Origin of the sequence: Rathayibacter sp. AY1A3 (assembly GCF_002930975.1) — a bacterium.
Classification (GTDB): Bacteria; Actinomycetota; Actinomycetes; order Actinomycetales; family Microbacteriaceae; genus Rathayibacter.
Window position 1 is genome coordinate 1 of sequence record NZ_PSTO01000018.1, and the last position, 15,983, is coordinate 15,983.

Consider the following 15,983-nt stretch of genomic DNA (forward strand, 5'->3'; position numbering starts at 1 on the left):
CGCCTCCCCCCGGCCCCCGCGCGCACCGCGGCAGCTCGGCGCCAAGCTCGGCGTCTGGGTCCTCCTGCTGATCGGCGCCGCCTTCGCGGGCCTGCCGATCATCTGGATGGCCGCAAGCTCGTTCAAGTCGAACACCGAGATCTTCGAGTACCCGCCGCGGCTGATCACCGACGCGTTCTCGTTCGATGCGTACTCGGGCATCCTCGGCGACCCGACCAAGGTGCGCTTCTTCATCAACAGCTACGTCGTGGCGATCGCCGTGGTCGTGCTGACGCTCGTGGTCGCGATCCTCGCCTCCTACGCGTTCAGCCGCTACGAGTTCCGCTTCAAGCGCCCGATCAACGTGATCATCGTCAGCGTCCAGGCGGTCCCGCCGATCACGCTGCTGATCCCGTTCTTCGGCCTGATGGTGGTGCTGCGCCTCTACAACACCTACCAGGGCCTGATCCTCACCTACCTGGTCTTCACCCTGCCGTACGCGATCATCATGCTGACCGGCTACTTCAACACCCTCCCCCGGGACCTCGACGAGGCGGCGCGGATGGACGGGGCCGGCCCGATGACCGTGCTGTGGCGGATCCTGGTGCCCATCGCGATCCCGGGCATCGTCTCGGTCGGCGTCTACACGTTCATGATCGCGTGGAACGAGTACCTGTTCGCGCTGACCCTCACGCGCACCGACGACATGCGCACCGTCCCCATCGGCATCCAGCTGCTGATGGGCCAGAACTCCTACGAGTGGAACGAGATGATGGCGATGAGCATCCTCGGATGCATCCCCGTCCTCCTCCTCTTCCTCTTCTTCCAGCGGTACTTCATCGGCGGCATGACCGCCGGGGCCGTCAAGAGCTGAGGCGCGCGACCGCGCGCCCGGAACCACCACAGAGAAGGACGATCACAGAATGCTTGTATCCGGAAAAGACCTCCTGGACGTCGCGAACGCCAACGGCTTCGCGGTCCCGGCCTTCAACGTCAGCGACTACGCGATGATGAACGGGCTGTTCGAGATCAGCGAGGAGAAGCAGTCCCCGCTCCTGATCGCCATCCACCCCGACGAGCTGAGCCACACCGGCGTCGACATCCTGCACGCGATCATCGCCCGCGCCCACCGCTCGAGCGTCCCCGTCACCATCCACCTCGACCACGGCGCGACCTACGAGCAGGTGCTGCTGGCGATCAAGTCCGGCTTCACCTCCGTGATGATCGACGGCTCGATGCTCCCCTACGACGAGAACGTCGCCGTCACCAAGCGCGTCGTCGACACCGCCCACGCGGTCGGCGTCTCGGTCGAGGGCGAGCTCGGCACGATCGGGAAGACCGACGACGAGGCCGAGGACGGAGCGGCGAGCATCATCTACACGGAGCCCGACGAGGCCGTCGACTTCGTCTCGTCGACCGGCGTGGACAGCCTCGCGATCGCGATCGGCACGAGCCACGGCCTCTACCCCGCCTCGATGAAGCCGGCGCTCAAGCTCGACCTGCTCGCCGAGATCAAGAAGCGCGTAGCTGTACCCCTCGTCCTCCACGGCGGCTCGAACAACCCCGACGCCGAGATCGCGGAATCGGTGAAGCGCGGAGTGAACAAGATCAACATCTCGAGCGACATCAAGGCGGCGTACCACAACCGCATGCGCGAGGTGCTGGCCGACCCGTCCGTCCGCGAGCCGAACACCATCCAGCCGCCGTCCATCGCGGCGATGAAGGAGACGGCCGCGCAGAAGATCGACCTGTTCGGCTCCGCCGGCAAGGCCTCGCTCTACTAGGCGCGGGAGACGTGGTGAACGCGAGGATCGTGCTCGGACTGGGCGGGACCGTCGACTACGAGATCGACTGGGACGACGCGGTCGTCCAGGCCCTCGTCGACGACTACCGGATCGCCCCGGACGAGCTCACGACGACGGCGCCGGTCGACACCGAGCGCGATCTCGTCGTCGCCCTCCTCGCGTTCCTCGCCGTCGGCGCGGGAGGGGAGAGATTCGCCTCCTCCTCCTGCGTCGTCGAGGAGTTCGCGCAGCGCTTCCCCCGCAGGATCACCCTCGGTGGGACGGGCGTCCGGGCCGGCTACGCACTCGCGGTGCACGGCCTCGTCGCGACCCAGCACCTGGTGAGCATCGACGACCACGTGCGCCGGCTGCTCCCCGTCGGCAACGACTACGTGCTCAGCGCGACGGCCGACAGCACCGACCCGCACCTGATCGTGCAGTTCCCCCGCGGCGCGCGGGTGCGGGTCGGCGATGCGGAGCTCGTCGCTCCGCACCCCAACCGGGTCATCGTCTCGAACGACCCGCCCAACCGCGAGCTGCTGCTGGCGGAGGAGCTCGGCACGGTCCTCGCGGACGCCCGCATCGTCCTCGTGTCCGGCTTCAACTCCATCCAGGACGAGGCGGTCCTCGACGACCGGCTCGCCACACTCCGCCGGCACCTCGACGCGCTGCCCCGCGGCGCGGTCGTGATCTACGAGGACGCGGGCTTCCACCTCCCCGAGCTCCAGGCACGAGCGCGGGCGGCGCTGCTCGATCGGGTCGACGTCCTCAGCATGAACGAGGACGAGCTCCAGGCGATGCTCGGCCGGCCGATCGACCTGCTCGACACCGTCGCGGTCGTCACCGCGCTCCGCGACGCCGCCGCGCAGCTCCCGGGACCGGTGCTGATCGTGCACACCCGGCACTGGTCGGCGGCCGTCGGCGGCCGGGCGCATCGGTACCGGGGGGCTCTGCGGGGCGCCGTCACGATGGCCAGTGCCCGCTACCTCCTCGGGGACGGCTTCACCGCCGCCGACTACGACCGCGTCGGCGGACTCCCTCCCCAGCCCGGCTCGCAAGCGGTGTGCGCAGCGGTGGAGTCGACGCTCGAGGCCTGCTGCGTCCCCGGGCTCGTCCTCGAGACGGACCGGCCGACGACGATCGGCCTCGGCGACACCTTCGCCGGCGGCTTCGTCTCCGCCCTCGCGCGCGACGAGTCCTGACGGCGGGCGAGGCCGGGCTCCGAGCCTCCGCAGGAACGCCGACGGCCCCGGACCCCGCTGCTGCGGGACCGGGGCCGAGGGCGTCGTCCGGGGAGGACTCAGCGGCGCTTGGACTGCGCGCGTCGCTCCTCGCGGTTGGCGGGGGCGTCCGAGCCGCCCGGCTTCTGGCCGAAGGCGCCGGTCGTCGGAGTCTCCTCCGCCTCGCCCTCGGGGAGCGCCTTGCGGGCCTCCTCGGCGCGGGCCTTCGCGGTGGCCGCCTGCTGCACCTGTCCGCGCTGGTTGCGGACCTCGACGCCGCCGGTGTCGCTCGGGGCCGAGTAGCTGAGCTTCTCGGCCGGAGCGACCGGCTGAGCGAGGCCCTTGGCCGCGACTCCGGCGACCTCGCCCTGCTTCTGGGTCACCTCGACCTCGAGGTTGAAGAGGAAGCCGACGGTCTCCTCGCGGATCTGCCCCATCATCTGCTGGAACAGGGCGAAGCCCTCGCGCTGGTACTCGACCAGCGGATCGCGCTGGGCCATCGCGCGCAGGCCGATGCCGTCCTTGAGGTAGTCCATCTCGTAGAGGTGGTCGCGCCAGCGGCGGTCGATCACCGAGAGCACGACGCGGCGCTCGAGCTCGCGCATGGCGGGAGAGCCCAGCTGCTCCTCGCGGTGCTGGTAGGCGAGCTGCGCGTCCGAGAGGATCTCGCGGCGCATGAACTCCTTGTTGATGCGGCCGCGGCTGCCCGCCTCCTGCACCACCTCGTCGATGGTGAGGCTGATCGGGTACAGCGTCTTCAGCTCGGTCCAGAGGGCGTCGAAGTCCCAGTCGTCGCCGTTGCCGTCGCCGGTGTGCACCTCGAGGATCTCGTCGATCACGTCGACGAGGAACTTCTGGGTGCGCTCGTGCAGGTCGTCGCCCTCGAGGATGTGGCGGCGGTCCGAGTAGATCGCCTCGCGCTGGCGGTTGAGGACGTCGTCGTACTTGAGGACGTTCTTGCGGATCTCGGCGTTGCGGGCCTCGACCTGCGACTGGGCGCTGCGGATGGCGCGCGAGACGACCTTCGACTCGATGGCGATGTCGTCCGGGACGTTGCCCCGGCCCATGAGCGCCTCGGCGGCGCCGGAGTTGAACAGGCGCATGAGGTCGTCGGTGAGCGAGAGGTAGAAGCGGCTCTCCCCCGGGTCGCCCTGGCGGCCCGAGCGTCCGCGGAGCTGGTTGTCGATGCGGCGCGACTCGTGGCGCTCGGTGCCGAGCACGTAGAGGCCGCCGGCGGCCTGGACCTTCTCGGCCTCCTCGCCCACCTTCTCCTTGACGGCGGCGAAGACCTCGTCCCACGCGGCCTCGTACTCCTCCGGGGTCTCGGAGGGGTTCAGGCCCTTGGCCGTCATCTCGGAGACCGCGAGGAACTCGGCGTTGCCGCCGAGCATGATGTCGGTGCCTCGACCGGCCATGTTGGTCGCGACGGTGACGGCGCCGAGGCGGCCGGCCTGGGCGACGATGGCCGCCTCCCGCGCGTGGTTCTTGGCGTTCAGGACCTCGTGGCGCACGCCCTTCTTGGCGAGCAGGCGCGAGAGGTACTCGCTCTTCTCGACGCTGGTCGTGCCGACGAGGACCGGCTGCCCGGCCGCGTGGCGCTCCGCGATGTCCTCGACGACCTGGGCGAATTTGACCTGCTCGTTCTTGTAGACGAGGTCGGCGTTGTCGATCCGCTGCATCTTGCGGTTCGTCGGGATCGGGACGACGCCGAGCTTGTAGGTCGACATGAACTCGGCGGCCTCGGTCTCGGCCGTTCCGGTCATGCCGGAGAGCTTCGCGTAGAGGCGGAAGTAGTTCTGCAGCGTGACGGTCGCCAGGGTCTGGTTCTCGGCCTTGACCTGCACGCCCTCCTTCGCCTCGATGGCCTGGTGGATGCCCTCGTTGTAGCGGCGTCCGGCCAGGATGCGGCCGGTGTGCTCGTCGACGATCAGGACCTCGCCGTTCAGCACGACGTAGTCCTTGTCCTTCTTGAACAGCGCGCGCGCCTTGATGGCGTTGTTGAGGAACGAGATCAGCGGGGTGTTCGCCGACTCGTAGAGGTTGTCGATGCCGAGGTAGTCCTCGACCTTCTCGATGCCGGGCTCGAGGACGCCGACGGTGCGCTTCTTCTCGTCGACCTCGAAGTCCTCGCCCTCGTCGAGGCGCTTGGCGAGGTTGGCGAACTCCGCGAACCAGCGGTTCGCCTCGCCCGAGGCCGGACCGGAGATGATCAGCGGCGTGCGTGCCTCGTCGATGAGGATCGAGTCGACCTCGTCGACGATGGCGTAGAAGTGGCCGCGCTGGACCATGTCCTGCGCCTGCCACGCCATGTTGTCGCGGAGGTAGTCGAAGCCGAACTCGTTGTTCGTGCCGTAGGTGATGTCGGCCGAGTACTGCTCACGGCGCTGCTCCGGGGTCTGGCCCGAGAGGATCACTCCGGTCGTCATGCCGAGGGCGCGGAACACGCGCCCCATCAGCTCGGACTGGTACGACGCGAGGAAGTCGTTGACCGTGACGATGTGCACGCCGCGGCTGGCGATCGCGTTGAGGTAGGCCGGGAGGGTCGCGACGAGCGTCTTGCCCTCTCCGGTCTTCATCTCGGCGATGTTGCCCAGGTGCAGGGCGGCACCGCCCATGAGCTGCACGTCGAAGTGGCGGAGGCCGAGCGTCCGGCGCGAGGCCTCGCGGACGGCGGCGAACGCCTCCGGCAGCAGGTCGTCGAGGGACTCGCCGTTCGAGTAGCGCTCGCGCAGCTCGACGGTCTCGTTCTTCAGCTCCTCGTCGCTGAGGTGCGTGAAGTCCTCTTCGAGGGCGTTGACGGCCTTCGCGTAGTTCTCGAGGCGGCGGATGACCCGCCCCTCCCCGACGCGAAGGACCTTTTCGAGGACAGAGGCCACGGGGTACTCCAAAAAAGTAGAAGACAGGAGTCGCGCGCCGGAGCGCGGACCGCGACCAGCCTAGCCGGGGCGGGCGGCGAGCGGTCGGGGCGACGCGTCCGCCCTGGGCGGACTCCCTGCCTGGGCACGGGGAGGGCCCCGGAGCGGATGCTCCGGGGCCCGGGGTCGGATCTCAGCCGGCGGCCTGCTCGGCGAGCTCGTCGGCCTCGTCGCCGAGGCCGATGACGCCGTAGTCCCAGCCCTTGCGGCGGTAGACCACGCTCGGGCGGTTCGTGTCGGAGTCGATGAAGAGGTAGAAGTCGTGTCCGACCAGCTCCATGTAGTCGACGGCGTCGTCGACGGTCATCGAGACGGAGGCGAAGACCTTCTTGCGGATGACGACGGGGCAGTACGGCTCCTCGACCTCGTCCTCCATCGGCTCCGGCGCCTCCTGCACGGGGATGACGCCCGTGCTCAGCTGCTCCAGCACCGCCGCGTCGGCCGGCTGGATGGCGACGACGCTGAAGTCGTCGGCGGCCGCGTCGCGGAGCGAGGTCGGCCGATGCTGGCCCCGATGGACCTTCTTCCGGTCCTTGGCGCGTCTCACCCGTTCGAGCAGCCGGCCGATGGCGACGTCGAACGCCGCGTACTTGTCGGCTCCGCTCGCCTCGGCCCGGACCACGGGCCCCTTGCCGATCAGCGTCAGCTCCACGCGGTCGCCGCCGGCCGAGCCCTTGCCCTCGGCGTGCCTGCTCGCCTTGATCTCGAGTGCGAGAGCACGATCGGCGAGGTGCGCCACCTTGTCCGACTTCTCCGTCGCGTACGCGCGGAAGCGATCGGTGATGTCGATGTTGCGTCCTGTGATGTCGATGTCCATGACAACCTCCCAGTCGAGTACGGCGTGCCGCCTTTCTCCGGGGCGGACCGTTCACGCCGTGCCCCCACCGTAGACCCCGGCCACCGGATCGTCACCGATAGTTCGTCCGGATTCTGCTGCTACGTTCCCTCCTCGTTGCGCGGTGCCGGCCAGGGCCGCCGCGGCCCGGACCGTCCCGCCGGCGGCACGCACGGCGCGCCGGAGCTCGAGCAGGGTCGCGCCGGAGGTGACCACGTCGTCGACGAGGACCACCGGCGGCCACGACGAGAGCGGACGGCGGGCGCGGAACGCCCCGTCGAGGTTGCCGCGCCGCTCGACGCGGCCGAGCCCGACCTGGTCGCGGACCATCCGCGACCGCCGGAGAGGACGCGCCGCCCGCCCTCCCGCCGCGGCGACCAGCTGCGCGACGGGATCGGCGCCCCGCCGCACGCGGCCGAGCCAGGAGCCGGGCGGGACGACCAGGATCGCGGGGCTGCCGGCGAGCGCCGCGCCGAGGGCCGGACGCAGCAGCGCGCCGAGCGGGGCGAGGCAGGCCGTGCGGCCCTCCTCCTTCAGCGCGACGACGAGGCGGCGCACCGTGCCCTCGTACGGGGCACCGGTGACGACGAGGAGCGGATCGTCCGGCGGCCCGACGACGCGGGTCAGCAGGCAGGCCGAGGCGGCCGCGTCGGCCGAGCAGTCCGGACAGGGCGCCCGGCTCGTCGGCTCTCCGCAGGCGGGGCACTCCAGCGGGAGGAGGACGGCGAGTGCGTCGAGCAGGTGATCGGAGAGCATGCCTCCACGTTCGCCGTCCGGGCCGCGGCGCGGGGGGTGGATCCGTCGGATCGGGACGATCCGCCTGCCCGACGCGCCTGGGGAGGAGCATCCGGAGCGCTCCGTCGTCGACAGGGCTCGTCGCCGCCGACAGGACCGGTCAGGACCCCATGCCGGTCTGCGCCGCGAGCAGCCGGATGTCCGTCGCGGTCGTCTGCCAGGCCGAGCCCCGCTGCTGCCGGAGCTCCCCGCCCTCGGCGAGGATCCGGACCTGGGTCGAGGTGTTGCCCGCGGCGATCTGGACCGTGCCCGTCGTCGTGCCGAGCGCCGTGGCGCCTCCGCCGAGCAGGTTCATCGTGACGGCGTCCTCTCCCGTCGAGCCGCGGACGACCGAGACCACGTCGAGCTCGTCCGTCCAGGCCGCGGCGACCGCGGTCCCCAGGGTCGAGCGGAGGACGACCGGCTCGCCGACCGCCACCGGGTCACCGTCCCGTGAGCGGGTGATGCCGGCCACCAGCACCGTCGCCTGCTGCCCGTCCTGGGCGAGCGCCAGCATCCGGGTGCCGTCGCGCGACACGGCGATCGAGGCGAGCGACTCGACCTCGCTCCAGGCCGTCGCGACCTGCATCGAGCGCGAGCCGTCCGCGGAGTACGCCACCAGCTGCCCGGGCGAGGCCGACGGCACCGACCAGACGTACCCGAGCGGATCGATGGACGGCGCGACGAGGCCCGACCGCGCGTCGAGGAGGACGTCGGCACCGTCGGGCTCCACGAGGCTCACGCCCGCGGCGGTGAGCACGGCGGCCGATGCGTCCGAGTCGGCCCCGCGCTGCTCGCCGAGGACCGCGGCCCGCGGCTGCAGCGCCTCGATCCGATCCGAGATCCCGAGGCCGGCCAGCCCGGAGGAGCCGAGGAATCCGAAAGCGTCGTCGGTCAGCACGAGCGGCCGGGTGTCGACGCGGGGCGAGGTCGGCAGGCCGGTGACCTCGGAGGGGACGTCGATCGGGTTCTGCTCGACCGAGAGCGCGACTCCGGTGACGTTCGAGACGTTCGCGAGGCTCCGGTTCAGCTGCAGGGCCATCAGCCGCCACTGCGCCGGATCGGCCTCGAGAGCGGCCGGGTTCAGGTCGACCACGGCGCGCTGCGACTCGACCGGGACGGTCTCGGCCGCCAGCGTCGTCCCGGTCGGGAAGGCCGACACGACGGCGGCGGAGTCCCGCAGCCACGGCGTGGGGCCGCGCAGCAGCTCGGTGACGATCGTGGTGCTGGTGGAGCTGTCGGCGCGCGAGGCGAACCAGCGCAGGTCCGGCACGAGGTACTGGTATCCGGGGTCGAAGAAGTAGAGCGCGTGCGTCGAGAAGACCTGCTCGAAGGTGGTGCGGTCGATCACCACGCCGCTCGGCGGCGCGCTGATGCGCCACTCGCCGTTCTCCTGGACGAAGCCGTAGTCGAGGGTCAGGCCGGCCGTGGTGGCGACGTCGGTGTAGACGCCGGTCGCGTCGACCTCGGCGACGGGCGTGATCGTCAGCGAGAGCGTGGATCCCGACTGCGGCGAGGCGGAGCGCTGGCCCTCGTCGACCGTCACGTGCTCGCCCGGCGTCCAGTCGGCTCCGGTGGAGAGGAACTCGCGGGCGATCTTGTAGTTGTTCTGCGGGCTCGACGCGGCGTCGATGAAGCCGGTCAGGATGTCGCGCTGCGACGCACCGACGGCGGGTCCCGACGGGAGGAAGTCGTACTGGAGGTCCTGCGGCGCGGTGTCGGGCCGTCCGACTCCGACGTCGCCGTCCCGCGGGATGCCGGCGCACCCGGCCAGCCCGAGCGCGAGCAGCGCGGCGGCCGCGGCGGCGCGGAGGACGCCGCGCCTCACGGGAGCACCCCCGCGGCCCCGACCGGAGGAGCCTGCAGCGGAGGGAGGACGATCGGGCCGCTGTAGGCCTGCTCGCCCGCGTCGACCGGGGGCAGCGGGAGCGGCGAGGCCTCGATCCGCTCGCCGCGGTGCCGGGGCACGGTCAGGCGGAAGCAGGCGCCGCGATCGGGCACGGACCAGACCTGCAGCCAGCCGTGGTGCAGGGCGGTGTCCTCCTGCGCGATGGAGAGGCCGAGGCCGGTGCCGCCGAGCGTGCGGCGGCGGGACGGGTCGGCGCGCCAGAAGCGGTCGAAGACGCGCACCACCTCCTCGCTGCTCATGCCGTGCCCGTAGTCGCGCACCGCGAGGGCGACCGCGCTGGCGTTGCTGTCGACGGTGACGACGACCTCGCGGCCGTCGCCGTGCTCGATCGCGTTGCCCAGCAGGTTGCGGACGATCCGGCGGATGCGGCGCGGATCGAGGTCGGCGTCGAAGTAGCCGCCCGGGGCGGAGAGAGTGAGCCGGGAGCCGTTCGCCTCCGCGATCCCGCGCATCGCCTCGATCTCGTCGCCGGCCAGCTTCACCAGGTTGACCGGCTCGAGCTCGAGCTCGGCCGATCCCGCGTCGTGGCGGGAGATCTCGAGCAGGTCGGCGAGGAGGCTCTCGAAGCGGTCGATCTGGCTGTGCAGCAGCTCGACCGTGCGCTCGGCGACCGGGGCGAAGTCCTCGCGCTGGTCGTACAGCACGTCCCCGGCCAGCTTCATCGTCGTCAGCGGCGTCCGGAGCTCGTGCGAGACGTCCGAGACGAAGCGCTGCTGGACCTGGCTGAGCGTCGCGAGCTCGCTGATCCGGTCCTGCAGGCTGTCGGCCATGCCGTTGAAGGACCGGGCGAGGGTCGCGATCACGTCCTGGCCCCGCTCGGGGATTCGCACGTCGAAGTCGCCGGCGGCGAGGCGCTGGCTCGTCTCGGCCGCGACCCGGACCGGGGCGACGACGATCCGCACGACGACCCAGCTGACCGCTCCGATCAGCAGGATGAGCAGGATCCCCGCCACGTTGAGCACCTGCTGCACGAACTGGAGCGTGCGCTCCGCGTCCGCGAGGGAGTAGCCGATGTACAGCTCGTAGCGCCCGGCCGAGCTCGGCAGCTCGAGGGTCGAGCCGACGAGGATGCCGGGCTGCTGCTGACCGGAGGCGTCGAGCGTCACCGACTGCCAGTACTGCCCGTCGGAGCCCGCCTGCACCCGCTCGCGCAGCGCGTCGCTGATCACGCCGTTCTGCAGCTCGCGGTTGTAGATGTCCTGAGGCGCCAGCGAGGACGCCTCCTGGTCGGGCGAGCGCACGACGGCGATCAGCGCGGAGGAGGAGGCGTCCCGGACGGCGGTGCGCACCGAGCTCATCACCTCCTCCATGTCCTGGCGGGTGGAGACTGTGGCGGCGTCGAGGTATCCCTGCGCGGCCCGGGTCGCGCGCGACGTGTCGCCCGTGACCTGCGTCAGCCGTGACTGGAACAGGTTGTCGCTGATGCTGTACGAGAGGTAGACGCCGGTCGAGCCGATGGCGATGCCGCTGAGCAGGACCGTGATCGCGACCGCGCGGAACTGCAGCGACGTGCGCCACACCCCGAGCACGCGGCGGGGCCACCGGCGCACGTCGGGAGCGGCGAGGCGGGGCACGGTCAGCCCGGGAGGAGGGCGCCGGCGCGGTAGCCGACGCCGCGCACGGTCATCACGATGCGGGGGTCGTCCGGGTCCTTCTCGACCTTGGCGCGCAGGCGCTGGACGTGCACGTTCACGAGGCGGGTGTCGGCCTTGTAGTGGTAGCCCCAGACCTGCTCGAGCAGCATCTCGCGGGTGAAGACCTGCTGGGGCTTGGAGGCGAGGGCGAGGAGGAGGTCGAACTCGAGCGGGGTCAGGCCGATGCGCGTCTCGCCGCGGCGGACCTCGTGGCCGGCGACGTCGAGGCTCAGGTCCCCGACCTGCAGCACCGCGTTCGCGGCGGCGGTGGCGGGACGCAGGCGCGTCCTGATCCGCGCGACGAGCTCCTTGGGGTCGAACGGCTTGACCATGTAGTCGTCGGCGCCGGACTCGAGGCCCTGCACGACGTCGGAGGTGTCGGACTTGGCCGTCAGCATGATGACGGGGACGCCGGACTCGGCGCGGATCGCGCGGCACACCTCGATCCCGTCGATCCCGGGCAGCATCAGGTCGAGCAGGACCAGGTCCGGCCGGGCCCGCCGGAAGGCCTCGAGGGCGCCGGAGCCGTCCGCGCAGAAGGAGACGTCGTACCCGTCGGCGCGCAGGACGATGCCGATCATCTCGGCCAGGGCGGCGTCGTCGTCGACCACCAGAATGCGCGCGCTCATCGGTCTGCTCTTCCTCGTCTCGGGTCGCGCCCGCCCACGGCGCGCACGGTGACCCGACTCAGGCTAACCGACGCACCTCTCCGTGGGCGGGGAGCGGGCTCTGCGGGCTAAGGGGGTCCGCTCGGGGGAGGACCCCGCCCGCACGCCTGTGACAGCATGGAGGGGATGACCGACGCAGCTCAGTGGCCCCCGCCCGCAGGGCGTCCGGACGACGCGGCCGTCCCGGCGCAGGACGGCGACCGGCGCAGGCCGCTGCCCGCTCCCGTCGCCCCGGCCTGGTCGCCCGCGCCGCCGAGCGCAGGTCCCGTACCACCCGCTCCCGCCGGGGGCTCCTGGTCGCCCGCGCCGCCGAGCGCAGGCCCCGTACCACCCGGTCCCGCCGGGGGCTCCTGGTCGCCCGCCGGCGCCGGCACCTGGTCGCCCGGACGCCCAGCGCCCGGCTGGACTCCCCCGCCCAAGCCCGGTCTCGTGCCGCTGCGCCCGCTCGGCTTCGGCACCCTGCTCGGCGCCCCGTTCCAGGTCCTCCGCCGCAGCCCCCGCACGACCCTGGGCGTCGCCCTGCTGGTGCAGGGCCTCGGGTCGGTGCTCGCCCTGGCGGTCTACGGCTTGATCGCGGTGCTCGCCGTCGGGCGCATCGCGCAGGCGGAGTCCGCCGACCGCGACGCCGTCGGCGCGGGCTCCCTCGCGGTCGTGGTCCTGGCCGCCCTCATCCCCCTCGCCGTCTCGCTCGCCAGCGGTGCCCTCGTGCAGGGCGTGGTCGTGCTCGAGGTCACCCGCGGCGTCCTCGGCGAGCGGGCGACCTTCCGACAGCTGCTCGCCCGGCTGCGGGGCCGCTTCTGGGCGCTGATCGGCTGGACAGTCCTGCAGGGCGTCGGCTACCTCCTCCTGGTGCTCCTCGCCGTGGCGCTCGCCGTGCCGCTGTTCGTCATCGGAGCGATGGACGGGACGTCGAGCGCGATCGTCGGCGGGATCCTGGTACTCGTCGGCTCCGGCCTGGTCGCCCTCGCGCTGGGGGTCTGGCTGTCGACGAAGCTCGCCCTGGTTCCGAGCCTGATCGTCGTCGAGCGGCTGCCGCTGCGCCGTGCGGTGGCGCGCTCCTGGCGGCTGGTGGCGGGCGGCTTCTGGCGCACCTTCGGCGCGCTCGCGCTGATGACCGTGATCATCCAGGTCGCCGGCCAGATCGTGGCCACGCCGTTCAGCCTGCTCATCCCGATCGCCGGCGCCCTGATCACCCCGACCGACCCGGATGCGCAGCTCGTCACCTCGCTCGTGGTGACGATCGCCTCCGTCGCCGTGGGCTTCGTGATCGGCGCCGTCGGCACCGTGCTCCAGTCGGCCGTGACGGGCCTCGTCTACCTCGACCGACGGATGCGCCGCGAGGGCTTCGACCTGGTGCTGATGCGCCACGTCGAGGAGCGCGCGGCGGGCCGCCCCTCCCCCGATCCCTTCCCCGTGCCGGAGCGCCCGTGATCCTCGCCGCGGCCCCTCTCGAGCCCGACGCGGAGCAGGCGCGCCGACTCCTCCTCGAGGAGCTCGCCGACCCGCGCTACCGGGCGGCCGAGCCGACCCTCTTCGACCGGGTGGTGCAGGCGGTGCGCGACTGGTTCGCCTCCCTCACGCTGCAGGGCGACGGCCCGCCGGTGCCGATCGCCGCCGTGATCGGCGTGCTGGTGCTGGTGGCGCTCGTGGTCGCCGCGCTCGTCATCGCGGGACGGCCCCGCGCCGGTCGCCGCAGCACCGTCACGGGAGCGGTGCTCGCCGACGACGACACCCGCTCGGCCGCGACCCTCCGCTCGCTCGCCGAGGCCGCGGCCGCCCGCGGGGACTGGGACGAGGCGCTCGTCGAGCGCTTCCGCGCCCTGGTGCGCTCCCTCGACGAGCGGACCGTCCTGCGGGTCTCGCCCGGCACGACCGCGCTCGGCCTGGCGTCGCGCGCCTCTGCGGCCTTCCCCTCCTCCGCCGCCGCGCTGCGCCGCACGGCCGACGACTTCGATCGCGTGCGCTACCTCGGGCAGCCCTGCGGCCCGGCCGAGTACGAGAGGGTCGCGGCTCTGGACCGCGAGCTCGCCGCGGCCTCGCCGGTCCTGGACGCCCTGGCGGCGCCCCGGTGAGCGCCGACACGGTCTCCAGCCCGACCCTCGGCGCACTGCTGCGCCGCGGACGGGTGTGGGTGCTCCTCCTCGTGATCGTCGCGGTCGGCACTCTGCTGCTCACCGTCGCGACCGGGACCCGGGTGGCCGCCCCGGACCTCGACGTCGACAGCGCGACCCCGGACGGCGCCCGCGCGCTCGCCCAGGTGCTGCGCGATCAGGGCGTCGAGGTCGTCCGCGCCGACGACCTGGACTCCGCTCTCGCCGCCTCCTCCCCCGACGCGACACTGCTCGTCGACGACCCGGACGTGGCCCTCGACGAGGCCCAGTACCGCCGGCTCGCCCGCGCCTCGGCCTCGCTCGTCCTGGTGACCCCGGGAGGAGCCGCGCTCGACGCCCTGCTGCCGGACGTCCGCTTCGCCGGCTCCCCGGCCGGCGACGGCCCCTTCCGCGCCGAGTGCCCGCTCCCCGCGGCCGAGCGCGCCGGGACGCTCCCCGCCGGAGGGAGCACGTACCGGATCCTCGACGACGGCGACGCCGTCGGCTGCTTCCCCTCGGGCGACGACGGCTTCCTGCTCGTGAGCACCGGGTTCCCGCAGGGCGCCGAGGTCACCGCGATCGGCGACGCCGACCTCCTCCGCAACGGCACCATCGGCCAGGACGGCCGCGCCGCTCTCGCGCTCGGACTGCTCGGCGGTGAGGACCGGCTGGTCTGGTACCGCGCCGGAGCCGCCGACTCGGCGAGCACCACCCCTGCACCCGCCGACCTCGCGCCCGGCTGGGTGACCCCGGCTCTCCTGCTGCTGGTGGCCGCGTTCGTCGCCTCCGCCGTCTGGCGCGGCCGCCGGCTCGGCCCGCTCGCGGTCGAGCCGCTGCCGGTCGTCGTGCATGCGAGCGAGACGGCCCGCGGCCGCGCGCGGCTCTACGCGCGCGGAGCCCTGCGGCCCCGCGCCCTCGACGCACTGCGCATCGGCACCCTCCGGCGGACGGCCGCGCTCCTGGGACTCGCTCCGGCGACCGGGGTCGACGAGATCGTCGCCGTCGCCGCCGAGCGCCTCGGCCGCGATCAGGCCGCGCTGCGCCGTCTGCTCGTCGATGACCTGCCGGGCGACGACGCCGCCCTCGTCGCCGCCTCCGACGACCTCCTCCGCTTCGAGAGCGCGCTCCGCGCCGCCCTCTCCCCGACGACCGCCCGACGACCGGAAGGCCCCTCCCGATGAGCGACACCACCCCCTCCGCCCGCGACGGAGCGCCGGTCTCCGACGACGACCTGCGCGCCGAGCTCGACCGGGTCCGCTCCGAGGTCGGCCGCGCGGTCGTCGGCCAGGACGGCGCCGTCTCCGGGCTCCTGATCGCCCTCCTCGCGGGCGGCCACGTCCTGCTCGAGGGCGTCCCCGGAGTCGCGAAGACGCTGCTCGTGCGCGCCCTGTCCGTCTCGCTCGGCCTCGACACCCGCCGGGTGCAGTTCACGCCGGACCTGATGCCCGGCGACATCACCGGCTCCCTCGTCTACGACGCCTCCACCTCCGGCTTCGCCTTCCGCGAGGGCCCGGTCTTCACGAACCTCCTGCTGGCGGACGAGATCAACCGCACGCCGCCGAAGACCCAGGCCGCGCTCCTCGAGGCGATGGAGGAGCGCCAGGTCAGCGTCGACGGGCGCACCCTGCCTCTGCCGGACCCGTTCCTCGTCGCCGCCACCCAGAACCCGGTGGAGTACGAGGGGACCTACGTGCTCCCGGAGGCCCAGCTGGACCGGTTCCTGCTCAAGCTCGTGCTCGACATCCCGCCGCGCGACGTCGAGGTGGAGGTGCTCTCGCGCCACGCCGCGGGCTTCGACCCGCGCAACCTCGACGCCGCGGGCGTGCGACCCGTGCTCGACGCCGCCCGTCTGCGCGCCGCGCAGGCCTCGGCCCGGCGAGTCGGAGCCGGTCCCGACGTCCTCGGCTACATCGTCGACCTCGCCCGCGCCACCCGCGAGAGCCCGAGCGTCAAGCTCGGCACCAGCCCCCGCGGCTCGACCGCCCTGCTCGCGGCGTCCCGCGCCTGGGCCTGGCTCAACGGCTACGGCTCGATCACCCCCGACCACGTGCAGGCGATGGTCCTGCCCGTGCTGCGCCACCGCATCCAGCTGGAGCCGGAGGCGGAGCTCGAGGGCGTCCGCACCGAGGCCGTCCTGGGCGGGATCCTGCAGCAGGTCCGCGTCCCGGTCTGAGC

General features: G+C 72.6%; 13 protein-coding genes. 7 read left to right on the forward strand and 6 right to left on the reverse strand.

Going from position 1 to position 15,983, the window contains the following annotated elements:
- Positions 1-67 precede the first annotated feature (67 nt).
- From C5C10_RS09995 to C5C10_RS10005, 3 genes are read left to right on the forward strand one after another with little or no spacing between them, the layout of a single operon-like run.
- Complete coding sequence (locus C5C10_RS09995; RefSeq protein WP_374953346.1) at positions 68-853, forward strand: carbohydrate ABC transporter permease; 786 nt, start codon at positions 68-70, stop codon at positions 851-853.
- Positions 854-902: 49 nt separating this feature from the next.
- Positions 903-1,763 carry a ketose-bisphosphate aldolase gene (locus C5C10_RS10000; protein ID WP_104238058.1) on the forward strand — a complete coding sequence of 287 codons (861 nt, stop codon included), beginning with the start codon at positions 903-905 and terminating at the stop codon, positions 1,761-1,763.
- Positions 1,764-1,774: 11 nt separating this feature from the next.
- A complete protein-coding gene (locus C5C10_RS10005) occupies positions 1,775-2,965 on the forward strand; it encodes an ADP-dependent glucokinase/phosphofructokinase (protein ID WP_258060529.1) in 1,191 nt (396 codons plus the stop codon).
- Between the two features lie 98 nt (positions 2,966-3,063).
- Here the strand turns inward: C5C10_RS10005 and secA are convergent, their stop codons facing one another.
- From secA to mtrA, 6 genes are all read right to left on the reverse strand, one after another.
- Positions 3,064-5,859 carry a preprotein translocase subunit SecA gene (gene secA, locus C5C10_RS10010; RefSeq protein WP_104329149.1) on the reverse strand — a complete coding sequence of 932 codons (2,796 nt, stop codon included), beginning with the start codon at positions 5,857-5,859 and terminating at the stop codon, positions 3,064-3,066.
- A 172-nt stretch (positions 5,860-6,031) separates the two neighbouring features.
- Positions 6,032-6,715, reverse strand: coding sequence for a ribosome hibernation-promoting factor, HPF/YfiA family (gene hpf, locus C5C10_RS10015; RefSeq protein ID WP_104329150.1), 684 nt, complete (start codon positions 6,713-6,715; stop codon positions 6,032-6,034).
- Positions 6,716-6,766: 51 nt separating this feature from the next.
- Positions 6,767-7,489 (reverse strand): ComF family protein, encoded by a 723-nt coding sequence (locus tag C5C10_RS10020; protein WP_104329151.1) that lies wholly within the window; start codon positions 7,487-7,489, stop codon positions 6,767-6,769.
- Between the two features lie 139 nt (positions 7,490-7,628).
- Positions 7,629-9,335: an LpqB family beta-propeller domain-containing protein gene (locus C5C10_RS17835; RefSeq protein ID WP_181073439.1), complete on the reverse strand. Its 1,707-nt coding sequence runs from the start codon at positions 9,333-9,335 to the stop codon at positions 7,629-7,631.
- Positions 9,332-10,990 (reverse strand): MtrAB system histidine kinase MtrB, encoded by a 1,659-nt coding sequence (gene mtrB, locus C5C10_RS10030; RefSeq protein ID WP_244229464.1) that lies wholly within the window; start codon positions 10,988-10,990, stop codon positions 9,332-9,334. The genes C5C10_RS17835 and mtrB overlap by 4 nt, the downstream gene beginning before the upstream one ends.
- A gap of 2 nt (positions 10,991-10,992) precedes the next feature.
- Positions 10,993-11,679, reverse strand: a complete 687-nt coding sequence (mtrA, locus tag C5C10_RS10035) for an MtrAB system response regulator MtrA (protein ID WP_104329152.1) — start codon at positions 11,677-11,679, stop codon at positions 10,993-10,995.
- Positions 11,680-12,147: 468 nt separating this feature from the next.
- On the opposite strand from mtrA, the gene C5C10_RS10040 reads away from it, so the two are divergent.
- From C5C10_RS10040 to C5C10_RS10055, 4 genes are read left to right on the forward strand one after another with little or no spacing between them, the layout of a single operon-like run.
- A complete protein-coding gene (locus tag C5C10_RS10040; RefSeq protein ID WP_104329153.1) occupies positions 12,148-13,149 on the forward strand; it encodes a hypothetical protein in 1,002 nt (333 codons plus the stop codon).
- Positions 13,146-13,790, forward strand: a complete 645-nt coding sequence (locus C5C10_RS10045) for a DUF4129 domain-containing protein (protein WP_104255252.1) — start codon at positions 13,146-13,148, stop codon at positions 13,788-13,790. The genes C5C10_RS10040 and C5C10_RS10045 overlap by 4 nt, the downstream gene beginning before the upstream one ends.
- Positions 13,787-14,989, forward strand: coding sequence for a DUF4350 domain-containing protein (locus tag C5C10_RS10050; protein WP_104329154.1), 1,203 nt, complete (start codon positions 13,787-13,789; stop codon positions 14,987-14,989). The genes C5C10_RS10045 and C5C10_RS10050 overlap by 4 nt, the downstream gene beginning before the upstream one ends.
- Complete coding sequence (locus tag C5C10_RS10055; RefSeq protein ID WP_104329155.1) at positions 14,986-15,981, forward strand: MoxR family ATPase; 996 nt, start codon at positions 14,986-14,988, stop codon at positions 15,979-15,981. Before C5C10_RS10050 ends, C5C10_RS10055 begins: the two co-directional genes overlap by 4 nt.
- The last annotated feature ends 2 nt before the right edge of the window (positions 15,982-15,983 follow it).